This window comes from Streptomyces sp. (genome assembly GCF_031178505.1).
Taxonomy (GTDB): domain Bacteria; phylum Actinomycetota; class Actinomycetes; order Streptomycetales; family Streptomycetaceae; genus Streptomyces; species Streptomyces gulbargensis.
This window is the reverse complement of sequence record NZ_JAPSIW010000188.1, coordinates 1-10,318: the sequence shown is the minus strand read 5'-3', so window position 1 is coordinate 10,318 and position 10,318 is coordinate 1. Positions and strand designations below refer to the sequence as shown.

The following is a 10,318-nucleotide window of genomic DNA, read 5'->3' as shown; positions in this document are numbered from 1 at the left end:
TCGCGCCGCAAGGGCTATCTGCTCGACCCGGCCGACGACAACGTGCTCAGCTTCCTCACGCTGCCGCAGCTGCGCGAGCTGATGGTGCAGCACTGGCCCTGCTTCGAGCCCTACTTCGACGACCGGCGCGAGGTCGAACTGGCCCTGGACGAGCTGGAGGTCACGCGCAACGTCGTCTCCCGCAACCGGGCCCTGTCGCTGACCGTCCTCGCCCAGTCCGAGCGGGCCTCCGCCCGCCTCCTGGAGATCCTCGGCAGCGGGGCGGGCGTGCCGTCCGCCGACCGGCTGCCGGTGGACGCCGTCGAGGACCTCGTCGGCGACCGGTACGCCGACGTGGTCTCCGTCCACCCCGACCGGGTCCGGCTCCAGCGGCAGCTGCCCGCCGAGGACCTCTTCGGCGGCGCCCGCCGCCTCGACGCCACCGGCATAGGCCTGAACCTGCTCGTGCAGAACTTCTCCGGGCGCCGCATGGTCCGGCTCGCCGAGTCCGGCTGCCGCACAAGGCTCCTCTTCCTCAACCCGGCGAGCAGCGCCGTCAAGCGGCGCGAGCGGGAACTCGGCCTCAAGAAGGGCGAGCTCAGCCGCTCGGTCGAGATGAACATCCTCCACATGCGCCGGGTCCGCTCCAAGCTCCGCGACCCGGGCGCCTTCCAGATCCACGTCTTCGACGAGACGCCCCGCTTCACCGCCTACCTCGTGGACGGCGACGGCCCGGACGGCGTCGGCGTCGTCCAGTCCTACCTGCGCCGGGCCCGCGGCATGGAGGCGCCGGTGCTCGTGCTCCGGGGCGGCGGCCGGAACCTGGTGCGCCAGGGGCAGCGCGACCCGCACGGCGAACACGGACTTTTCCAGACGTACCGGGAGGAGTTCGAGGCGGTGTGGCTCGACTCCCGGCCGGTCTCCTGAACCCGTTGTCAGTGGCGCGTGCGAGGGTGGTCAGCACCACGGGGGAGATCACGTAAGGAGGACCCGATGGCTTGGCACGGCGAGACGCTGGTCGGCTTCGACCTGGAGACGACCGGCACCGACCCGCTGGAGGCCCGGATCGTCACGGCCTCGGTCGTCGAGGTCGACGGCGGCGGCCGGATCACGCACCGGCGGGACTGGCTCGCCGACCCGGGCATCCGCATCCCGGCGCAGGCCTCCGCCATCCACGGCATCAGCACCGAGCGCGCCGCCGCCGAGGGCCGGCCCGTGCGGGAGGTCGCCGACGAACTCGCGCGCACCCTCACCGCCTACTGGGAGAAGGGCGTGCCGGTCGTGGCGTACAACGCCTCCTTCGACCTCACCCTGCTCGCCGCCGAACTGAACCGCCACGCGCTGCCGTCCCTGAGCGAGCGGCTCGGCGGCGCCGGCATCGGACCCGTCGTCGACCCGTACACCATCGACCGGGCCGTCGACCGCTACCGGCGCGGCAAGCGGACCCTGGAAGCGGTCTGCGGCGAGTACGGCGTGGTGCTCGAATCCGCCCACGACGCCGCCGCCGACGCCCTCGCGGCCGTCCGGGTCGCCGTCGCGATAGCCGGCCGGCACGCCGAGGTCGCCGCCCTGGACCCGGCCGAGCTCCACGCCCGCCAGATCGACTGGTACCGCGCCTGGGCCGAGGACTTCCAGGCCTTCCTGCGCCGCAAGGGCGAGACGGACGCCGTCGTCGACCCGGTGTGGCCGCTGCGCGGAGCCACGGCCGTGGTGGGCTGAGAGCTCAGCCCTCCGCGTGCTGCCCGAGGAAGTCGAGCAGCAGCGTGTTGATCCGCTCCGGCTGTTCGAGCTGGAGCCAGTGCCCCGCACCCTCCACGCGCTCGTACCGCCAGTCGCCGGACACGTGCTCGCCGGTGTCCGTCATCTGCCGCTCGGTGAGGAAACGGTCGCCGCTGGACCAGATGCCCAGCACCGGAACCGGCGCCGGCAGCGGGGGCAGCGGACGGTCCGGACCGAACTGCGCCTCCGGCGGCATGCCCGCCCGGTAGATGTTCAGCGCGGCCGTCAGGGCGCCCGGCGCCCGCAGCGGCTCCAGCACCGCCTCCGCGTCCGGGTGCTCGCCCAGCATCTCCCGCAGCCGCGCGAAGTCCTCCCGGGAGAGCCACTCCTCGGACAGCCCGGCCAGTTGGAACAGCAGCATGTACCAGGAGCGCTGCCGCTGCTCCCAGCCCGCGTCACGGATCGCCGCCATGTGACCCACCGACAGCAGGCTCAGACTCCGCACCTTCTCCGGCGCGGCCTGCGTCATGCCCTGGACGATGCCCGAGCCCCAGTCGTGGCCCACCAGGTGCACCCGGTCCAGGCCCATCCGGGCCAGGAGCTCGAGCAGGTCGCCGACGTGCTTCGCCGGGTGGTACGCCTCCGGGCCGCCCTCGGGCCGGTCCGAGTCGCCGAAGCCGCGCAGGGTCGGGGCGATCGTCATGAACCCCGCCGCCGTCAGCGCCGGCACCTGGTGGCGCCAGAGGGCGTGGCTGTCCGGGAAACCGTGCACGAGCAGCACGGCAGGACCCTCACCGCGCACCTCCACGTCCAGCGTGACGTCCGAGAGTTCCATCCGCATCACAAGACCCCGTTCCCCACGATCGGTTCGGTTCACCCGGGATCATGATGTCAGAAGGGGTACCAGCGGACCTCGGCGTCACCGCTGCGCAGCGAGGCCACCCGCCGCTCGAACTCGGCCAGCGCCTTCGGGTTCGACGGCGCGTGCTGCGCCACCCAGGCGCAGCTCGCGGTCTCCCGCGCCCCGCGCAGCACCGCACAGCCCTCCCACTCCCGCACATCCCAGCCGTACGCCTCGGTGAAGGCGTCGTACGCGGCCGGGTCCAGGCCGTACCGGTCCCGGGACAGCGCCAGGACCACCAGATCGTGCTCGCGCAGGTCCGAGGAGAAGGTCTCCAGATCCACCAGGACCGGACCGTCCGGGCCCACGTGCACGTTCCGCGGCAGGGCGTCGCCGTGGATCGGACCCGGCGTCAGACGCGGGACCAGCGCGGCCGCCGCCGGGGCGAAGGAGTCCCGGCGCTCCCGCAGGAACGCCGCGTCCGCCGGGTCGATCGCGTCCCCCGCGAGCCGCAGCCACCGCTCCACCCCGCCGAGCAGCTCCCGGCGCGGCAGCGCCGGCACCTCCGGCTCCGGCAGCGCGTGCACCGCCCGCAGCAGCGGGGCCAGATCGCGCGGCTCGGCCGGCCGGACCGCCTCCGGCAGCCGGTGCCAGAGGGTGACCGGGTGCCCCCCGGCCATCAGCGGCTTCTCCTCCGCCGGACGGACCGCCGGCACGCCCGCGGAGGCCAGCCACGAGGCGAGCGCCAGCTCCCGCTCCGCCCGCCCGAGCAGCTCCGCGTCCCGGCCGACCTTCGCCACCAGGCCACCCACGGCGAAGACCGCGTTCTCACCCAGGGCCAGCAGCCGTGCCTCCGCGGCCGGCAGCCCCGCCGCGGCCAGCACCTCCCGGGCCCGCGCCTCGTCCATCGACCTCTCCCTCCAGCACGCTTTCACGCCAAAGTCTGCCATCCGCCCAGCTCACCCCGCCCGCCGCCTTGACGGGCCGACGGACCGTCAGCACCATGGCGGGGTTCTGGGCGGCGGCGACGGCGGACGGGGGTCGGATCGTGAGCTCGGTGACCGCGACGAAGCGGCCGGGCGGGACGCGGACCCCGCGCGCCGCGCGTACGGCACGGCCCCGCGGCCCCGACCCCGGCGCCTGGTTCCTCGTGCTGCCCGCCCTGCTGCCGATCCTCGTCCTCAGCGTCGGCCCGCTCCTCTACGGCGTCGCCCTCGCCTTCACCGACGCCCAGTCCGGCCGCACCGTGCCCACGCGCTGGACCGGCACCCTCAACTTCCAGGACCTCCTGCACGACACCCTCTTCTGGGAGTCCTTCCGCATCGGCCTGTTCTGGGCCGTCGGCGTCACCGTGCCCCAGTTCCTGCTGGCCCTCGGCCTCGCCCTCCTGCTCGACCAGAACCTGCGCTTCCGCCCGCTCGCCCGCGCCCTCGCGATCGTGCCGTGGGCGATGCCCGAGGTCGTCGTCGGCATCATGTGGCGGCTCGTCTACAACCCGGACGCCGGCATCCTCAACGAGACCCTCCGCGACCTCGGCCTCGGCCGGGGCCATGACTGGCTCTCGGGCCTCGCCACCGCCCTGCCCGCCGTGATCGTCGTCGGAGTCTGGGCGGGCATGCCGCAGACCACCGTCACCCTCCTCGCCGGACTCCAGAACACCCCGAGGGAACTCCACGAGGCCGCCGCCCTCGACGGCGCCGGAGCCTGGCGCCGCTTCCGCACCGTCACCTGGCCCGCCCTGCGGCCCGTGGCGCTCGCCGTCACCGCCCTCAACCTCATCTGGAACTTCAACTCCTTCGCCCTGGTCTACGTGCTGACCAGCGGCGGACCGGGCGGCCGGACCCGGCTCCCGATGCTCTTCGCCTACGAGGAGGCCTTCCGCTACGGCCAGTTCGGCTACGCCGCCGCGATGGGCTGCGTGATGGTCGCCGCCGTCTCCGTCCTCATCGCCCTCTCCCTCGTCCGGCGGCTGAAAGGGGACCAGGACCGGTGAGCGCCTTCCGCACCACCCGGCCCGCGCGGCTCGGCCAGTACCTCGCCCTCCTCGCCTACCTGGCCTTCCTCGCCTTCCCGTTCCTGTGGCTGGTCTCCACCGCCTTCAAACCCGCCCCCGAACTGGCCTCGCTCCACCCCACCTGGATCCCGCGGGAACCGACCCTGGCCAACTTCCGTCAGGCCTTCGCCGAGCAGCCCCTGCTGCGGGCCGCCGGCAACAGCCTCGTCGCGGCGCTCGCCGCCGCCCTGATCGCCGTGGCCGTCGCCACGCCCCTCGCCTACGTCACCGCCCGGCGGCGCGGGAAGCTCGCCGCCGCGGCCACCGGCTGGGTCGTGATCAGCCAGGCCTTCCCCTTCGTCCTGGTGATCATCCCGCTCTTCCTCGTCCTCAAGCGGCTGCATCTGATCAACAGCCTCGCCGGACTCGTCCTCGTGTACGTCGTCTGGTCGCTGCCCTTCGCGCTCTGGATGCTCATGGGGTACGTCCGGGCCGTCCCCGCCGAACTGGAGGAGGCCGCCGCCGTCGACGGCGCCGGCCGGCTCCGTACCCTCGTCTCCGTCACCGCGCCGCTGCTCGCCCCGGGGATCGTCGCCACCGCCCTCTTCGCCTTCGTCACCGCCTGGAACGAGTTCTTCTTCGCGCTCGTCCTGCTCAAGACCCCGGAGAAACAGACGCTCCCGGTCGTCCTCACCCACTTCCTCGGCGCCGAGGGCGTCGCCGACCTCGGCCCGCTGGCCGCCGCCGCCTTCCTCGCCACCCTGCCCTCCCTCGTCGTCTTCGCCCTCCTCCAGCGGCGGATCACCGGCGGCGTCCTCGCCGGGGCGGTGAAGTCATGAGCCGCGCCCGCCTCCTCGCCGCCGTCCTCACCGCGCTCGCGCTCCTGCTGACCGGCTGCGCCCCCGGCGGCGAACGCCGCGCCGACGGCACCGTCCGGCTCCGCTTCCAGTCCCTCGCCTGGCAGAAGGAGTCGGTCGACGCCAACAAGCGGCTGGTCGCGGAGTGGAACGCCCGCCACCCGGACATCCAGGTCGAGTACGTCCAGGGCAGCTGGGACTCCGTCCACGACCAGCTCCTCACCTCCTTCGAGGGCGGTGAGGCGCCCGACATCATCCACGACGCCTCCGACGACCTGGCCGACTTCGCCCACGGCGGCCACCTCGCCGACCTCCGCCCGCTGCTCTCGGAGCGGCTGCGCGCCGACATCCCCGCCCGGAGCTGGGAGACCACCACCTTCGGGGAGGGCGTGTACGGGGTGCCCTTCCTCCAGGAGCCGCGCGTCCTCATCGCCAACCGGAAGATCCTCCAGGCCTCCGGCGTCCGCGTCCCGACCCCGCGGAAGCCGTGGAGCTGGGCCGAGTTCCGGCAGGTCGCCCGCGAGCTGACCCGCGCCATGGGCCCCGGCCGCCACGCGGTGGCCTGGCCCCTGCGCGAGCCCGTCTCCGTCAGCCTCAACCTCGGCCTCTCGGCCGGCGGCCGGCTGTTCCACCGGGAGCCGGACGGGCGGGTCACCGTCCGGTTCACCGAGGCCGACGCCGTGGTCCCCGGTACGGTCCGCGCCCAGGTGGTGGAGGACGGCAGCGCACCCCGTACGACGCTCGGCAGCGGCGGCTCGGACACGCTCCCCGGCTTCTTCGCCGGCAGGTACGCCATGGTGCCCCTCGGCTTCGCCTACCGGCAGCAGATCGTCCAGCAGGCCCCGGAGGGCTTCGAGTGGACGGTGCTGCCCGCCCCCGCGGGCAGCGGCGGACTGGCCCAGGGCGTCTCCCCGCAGACCCTGTCGATCGCCGCGGACAGCCCGTACAAGAAGGAGGCGGCCGCCTTCCTCGACTTCCTGCTCCAGCCGCGCAACATGGTGCTCCTCGCCCGGGGCGACTGGATGCTGCCCACCGGCACCGCCGCCCTCGCCGACCCGTCCCTCCGCACGGAGCGGGACGGCTGGGCCACCGGAGCCGCCCTCGCCGCCCATCTGCGGCCGGCGCCCGCGCCGTCCGTGCGGGGCTACCCGGAGTGGAAGGACAAGGTCGCGACCCCGGCCTTCCAGGAGTTCTACAGCGGTGCCATCGACACGGTCGAACTCCGCAGGCGTCTGGTCGAGGACGGGAACCGGGTGCTGGCGCGCTACCAGCGGAGGTGAGGTCCGGTCCGGCCGGATTCGCCGCCTCCGGCGTCCTCCGCGTTACGAAACCTTGTTGAATAAGTCACAGATGGGTGAAGGGTCTTCTCCGGGGGCCCGCGATCGGACAGTGTTCGAACCGGCCATCGTGCCGCCCCCCACGAGGCGCGATGGCCCCCTAAGGTGGGGTGCCATGACGACCACGTACGCGGCTCTGCTGCGCGGCATCAACGTGAGCGGGCACCGCAAGGTGCCGATGGCGGAGCTGCGTGCCCTGCTCGAAGGGCTCGGGCACCGGGACGTCCGCACCCACCTCCAGAGCGGGAACGCCGTCTTCACCACGGACGCCCCCGCCACCGAGGACGCGCTCACCGCCGCCCTGGAGGAGGCGATCGAGGCCCGCTTCGGCTTCCGCGTCGACTGCCTCGTCCGCGACGGCGCCTACCTCGCCGCGGTGGCCGAGAACTGCCCCTTCGACGCCGCCGGCCTGGAGGGCAAGCAGCTGCACGCCGTCTACGCCTCCGGCCCCCTGGACCAGGAACGGTTCGCCGCGCTCGACCCGGAGGCCTTCCGGCCCGAGGCCTTCGCCCTCGGCGACCGCGTCCTCTACCTGTACACACCCGGCGGGCTCGGCACCTCCCGGCTCGCCGACACCGTCCTGCGGCCCGCCCTCCTCAAGGGTCTCGTCACGACCGCCCGGAACTGGAACACCGTAAGGAAACTCGCGGAGATGACCGGCGGCGCCTGACCGTCGAATGGCCCAGGTCCGAGGCCGCCGATTGGCCCCCTGGACCCGGCCACCGGCTGGATAGGGTGGCCGGTATGACCACCACCGAGACCGCCGGGACCCCCGCGTCCCCTCCCACCGTCGACTTCTTCTTCGACCCCGCCTGCCCCTTCGCCTGGATCACCTCCCGCTGGATCCTGGAGGTCGAGCGGCACCGGGACATCGACCTCCGCTTCCGGGTCATGAGCCTCTACTTCCACAACGAGGGCAACGACCTCCCCGAGGACTACCGCGCCCTGGTCGACGCCTCCCTCGGTCCCGTCCGCGTGGCCGTCGCCGCCGCCGAACAGTACGGCGACAAGGTTCTGCGCCCCCTCTACACCGCCTACGGCACCCGCATCCACGAGGCCGGGCGCAAGGACTACGACGCCGTCGTCGCGGAGGCCCTCGCCGAGGTCGGGCTGGCCGCCGAACTGGCCGACGCCGCCCACGACCCCGCGTACGACGAGGCGGTCCGCCGCAGCCACGAGGCCGGACACGACCCGGCGACCGGCGCCTACGTCGGCACGCCCACGATCCACGTCGACGGCACGGCCTGGTTCGGCCCCGTCCTGCGGGCGATCCCGCGCGGCGAGCGGGCGGCCGGCCTCTTCGACGCCTTCCGCGTCCTCGCCGGCCACCCCGACCTCTTCGAGCTCAAGCGGACCCGCACCGGCGGCCTCGACTTCAGCTGACCGCCACCAGCGCCCGGCCGGCCGCCGCCTCCTCGTACCGCCCCACGAGCAGCCGGACCACCTCGGGGGAGGGGCCGAGCACGTCCGCGAGGACATCGGCCCCGCCCGCGCCCGCCGCGATCCGGTCCGGGAGCCGGCCGGGAGCGAGCACGTACGGGGCGACGGCCACCCGCCGGACGCCCTCCTCGGCCCGCAGGGCCCGTACCGCGTCCTCGGTCCGGGGCAGGGATGCGGAGGCGAACGCGGGCCGCACGGAGCACCAACCGGTGCGCCGCAGCTCCCGCGCCGTTTCTGCGATCACCGCGATCGCCTCCGGGTCGGTGGAGCCCGCCGAGGCCAGGACGACCCCGGTCGCGCTCTTGTCGCCGGGCGTGAGCCCGGCCTCGTACAGCCGCCGCTCCACCGCCGCGATCAGCAGCGGCGAGGGACCGAGCACCTCGGCCTGCCGGACGCGCAGCGCGGGAGGGGCCTGCCGCAGGACCGCCGGGATGTCGGCCTTCGCGTGGAAGGCCCGGGTCAGCAGCAGCGGCAGCGCCACCACGTCCCGGACCCCCTCGGCGGCCAGCCGCTCCAGGACCCCCGGCACCGACGGCAGGGTGAAGTCCAGGAACGCCGTCTCCACGCGCAGCCCCGGCCGCAGCGCCCGGGCCCGGCGGACCAGGGCGTCGACGGTCGCCGCGTGCCGCGGGTCTCGGCTGCCGTGGGCGACGACGAGGAGGACAGGGCGGTTCACGGCGGGGGTCAGCCCTTCGCCAGCAGACCGCGGCGGCGCAGCACCGTGCGCTCCAGCGGGCTGAAGACGAGCAGGTCCACGGCGATGCCGACGACGAGGATCAGGATGATCGCCAGGAAGATGCCCGGCATGTCGAAGTCGTTGCGGCCGTTCTCCAGGAGCTGGCCGAGACCGAGGCCCAGCTCGGGGGAGGAGGCGATGATCTCGGCGGCCATCAGCGACCGCCAGGAAAACGCCCATCCCTGCTTGAGGCCCGCGAGGTAACCGGGCAGCGCGGCCGGCATCACGATGAACCAGGCGCCCCTGAGCCCGGTGGCGCCGAGCGTCCGCCCGGCCCGCAGGAACAGCGGCGGGACCTGGTCCACGCCCGACACCAGGCCGTTGGCGATCGACGGCACGGCGCCGAGCAGGATCACCGCGTACATCATGCTGTCGTTCAGACCGAGCCAGAGGACCGCCGGCGCCACCCAGGCCACCGAGGGCAGCGACTGGAGGCCCGAGAGGATCGGACCGATCGCGGCCCGCACGAACCGCACCCGGGCGACCAGCAGGCCGAGGGGGGTGCCGATCGCGAGGGCGAGCAGGAAACCGAGCAGGGCCCGGGAGACGCTCGTCCACAGGACGTCGAGGAGGGTCCCCTCCAGCCACATCCTGGACAGGCTGTCCCAGACGGCGGACGGCGCGGGGAGCTTGTAGGCGTCGGTGACCTCGGCCCACACCAGCACCTGCCAGACGACCAGGACCAGGGCGACGGCGAGGACGGGCGGGAGGACCTTCTTCGTCAGGACCTCGGTCACCGGGGTCCGGCTGATCTGCACGCTGTCGAGCGCGTCGAGGCCCGCCTCGAGCCCGGCGAGGTCGTCGGCCTTCGGGGACTTCGCGGTCTTCGCGGTCGTCTCAGTGCTGGCCATGACGGCGGATCTCCCCACGCAGGTGTTCGGTGATTTCGAGGGACAGCTCGGCGACGGCGGCGTCCTCGATGCGGCGCGGCTGAGGGATGTCGATGGTCCACTCCCGGGCGATCCGACCCGGCCGCGAGGACAGCAGCACCACACGCTCGGCCAGCCGCACGGCCTCGCGCACGTTGTGGGTCACGAACAGCACCGACAGCTTCGTCTCCCGCCAGATGCGGGTCAGCTCGTCGTGCAGGACGTCCCGGGTGATGGCGTCGAGCGCGGCGAACGGCTCGTCCATCAGGAGCAGGTCACTGGCCTGGGCGAGGGCGCGGGCCAGGGCCACCCGCTGCCGCATGCCGCCGGACAGTTCGTGGACCCGCTTGCCGTACGAGCCGGAGAGCCGCACCAGTTCGAGCAGCCGCTCGGCCTCCGGGCGCCGCTCGGCCTTGGGCACCCCGCGCAGCCGCAGGGCCAGTTCGATGTTCTTGCCCGCGGTCAGCCACGGGAAGAGGGCGTGCTCCTGGAACATCAGGGCCGGCCGCCCGCCGGGGGTCTCGATGGACCCCGCGGACGGCCGGTC

12 protein-coding genes are annotated in these 10,318 nt (G+C 73.7%); 7 read left to right on the top strand and 5 right to left on the bottom strand.

The genetic code is table 11. The features are described 5' to 3' along the window. Both RIF68_RS15255 and RIF68_RS15250 read left to right on the top strand, forming a co-directional pair. On the top strand, window positions 1–906 hold a 906-nt coding region (locus tag RIF68_RS15255; RefSeq protein WP_309051783.1), incomplete at its 5' end, for a DUF5919 domain-containing protein. A 66-nt stretch (window positions 907–972) separates the two neighbouring features. Beyond that, a complete protein-coding gene (locus RIF68_RS15250; protein WP_309051782.1) occupies window positions 973–1,698 on the top strand; it encodes a 3'-5' exonuclease in 726 nt (241 codons plus the stop codon). A 4-nt stretch (window positions 1,699–1,702) separates the two neighbouring features. On the opposite strand, the gene RIF68_RS15245 is transcribed toward RIF68_RS15250, so the two are convergent. Together RIF68_RS15245 and RIF68_RS15240 are read right to left on the bottom strand one after the other, a co-directional pair. Then, window positions 1,703–2,533: an alpha/beta fold hydrolase gene (locus RIF68_RS15245; protein WP_309051781.1), complete on the bottom strand. Its 831-nt coding sequence runs from the start codon at window positions 2,531–2,533 to the stop codon at window positions 1,703–1,705. A gap of 56 nt (window positions 2,534–2,589) precedes the next feature. Further along, complete coding sequence (locus RIF68_RS15240; protein ID WP_309051780.1) at window positions 2,590–3,447, bottom strand: aminoglycoside phosphotransferase family protein; 858 nt, start codon at window positions 3,445–3,447, stop codon at window positions 2,590–2,592. A gap of 140 nt (window positions 3,448–3,587) precedes the next feature. On the opposite strand from RIF68_RS15240, the gene RIF68_RS15235 reads away from it, so the two are divergent. The 5 genes from RIF68_RS15235 (at window position 3,588) to RIF68_RS15215 (ending at window position 8,109) form a co-directional block, all read left to right on the top strand. Continuing rightward, entirely contained in the window at window positions 3,588–4,532 is a 945-nt protein-coding gene (locus RIF68_RS15235; RefSeq protein WP_309051784.1) for a sugar ABC transporter permease, read from the top strand. Beyond that, entirely contained in the window at window positions 4,529–5,371 is an 843-nt protein-coding gene (locus RIF68_RS15230; protein WP_309051779.1) for a carbohydrate ABC transporter permease, read from the top strand. The genes RIF68_RS15235 and RIF68_RS15230 overlap by 4 nt, the downstream gene beginning before the upstream one ends. Next, complete coding sequence (locus tag RIF68_RS15225) at window positions 5,368–6,669, top strand: sugar ABC transporter substrate-binding protein (RefSeq protein ID WP_309051778.1); 1,302 nt, start codon at window positions 5,368–5,370, stop codon at window positions 6,667–6,669. The genes RIF68_RS15230 and RIF68_RS15225 overlap by 4 nt, the downstream gene beginning before the upstream one ends. Window positions 6,670–6,841: 172 nt before the next feature. After that, window positions 6,842–7,396, top strand: a complete 555-nt coding sequence (locus RIF68_RS15220) for a DUF1697 domain-containing protein (protein ID WP_309051777.1) — start codon at window positions 6,842–6,844, stop codon at window positions 7,394–7,396. Window positions 7,397–7,470: 74 nt separating this feature from the next. Continuing rightward, window positions 7,471–8,109, top strand: a complete 639-nt coding sequence (locus RIF68_RS15215) for a DsbA family protein (protein ID WP_309051776.1) — start codon at window positions 7,471–7,473, stop codon at window positions 8,107–8,109. Here RIF68_RS15215 and RIF68_RS15210 read toward each other — a convergent pair. From RIF68_RS15210 to RIF68_RS15200, 3 genes are all read right to left on the bottom strand, one after another. Beyond that, entirely contained in the window at window positions 8,102–8,842 is a 741-nt protein-coding gene (locus tag RIF68_RS15210; RefSeq protein WP_309051775.1) for a sirohydrochlorin chelatase, read from the bottom strand. The two genes, RIF68_RS15215 and RIF68_RS15210, sit on opposite strands and share 8 nt — an antisense overlap. Before the next feature lie 8 nt (window positions 8,843–8,850). Continuing rightward, a complete protein-coding gene (locus RIF68_RS15205; RefSeq protein ID WP_309051774.1) occupies window positions 8,851–9,753 on the bottom strand; it encodes an ABC transporter permease subunit in 903 nt (300 codons plus the stop codon). Continuing rightward, the coding region (locus RIF68_RS15200; protein WP_309051773.1) for an ABC transporter ATP-binding protein at window positions 9,740–10,318 on the bottom strand (579 nt) is incomplete at its 5' end. The genes RIF68_RS15200 and RIF68_RS15205, both read right to left, overlap by 14 nt.

Coding starts and splice junctions, on each gene's coding strand:
- RIF68_RS15205 (WP_309051774.1), bottom strand. CDS start 9,753: ATGGCCAGCACTGAGACGACCGCGAAGACCGCGAAGTCCCCGAAGGCC.
- RIF68_RS15220 (WP_309051777.1), top strand. CDS start 6,842: ATGACGACCACGTACGCGGCTCTGCTGCGCGGCATCAACGTGAGCGGG.
- RIF68_RS15240 (WP_309051780.1), bottom strand. CDS start 3,447: ATGGACGAGGCGCGGGCCCGGGAGGTGCTGGCCGCGGCGGGGCTGCCG.
- RIF68_RS15245 (WP_309051781.1), bottom strand. CDS start 2,533: ATGGAACTCTCGGACGTCACGCTGGACGTGGAGGTGCGCGGTGAGGGT.
- RIF68_RS15225 (WP_309051778.1), top strand. CDS start 5,368: ATGAGCCGCGCCCGCCTCCTCGCCGCCGTCCTCACCGCGCTCGCGCTC.
- RIF68_RS15215 (WP_309051776.1), top strand. CDS start 7,471: ATGACCACCACCGAGACCGCCGGGACCCCCGCGTCCCCTCCCACCGTC.
- RIF68_RS15250 (WP_309051782.1), top strand. CDS start 973: ATGGCTTGGCACGGCGAGACGCTGGTCGGCTTCGACCTGGAGACGACC.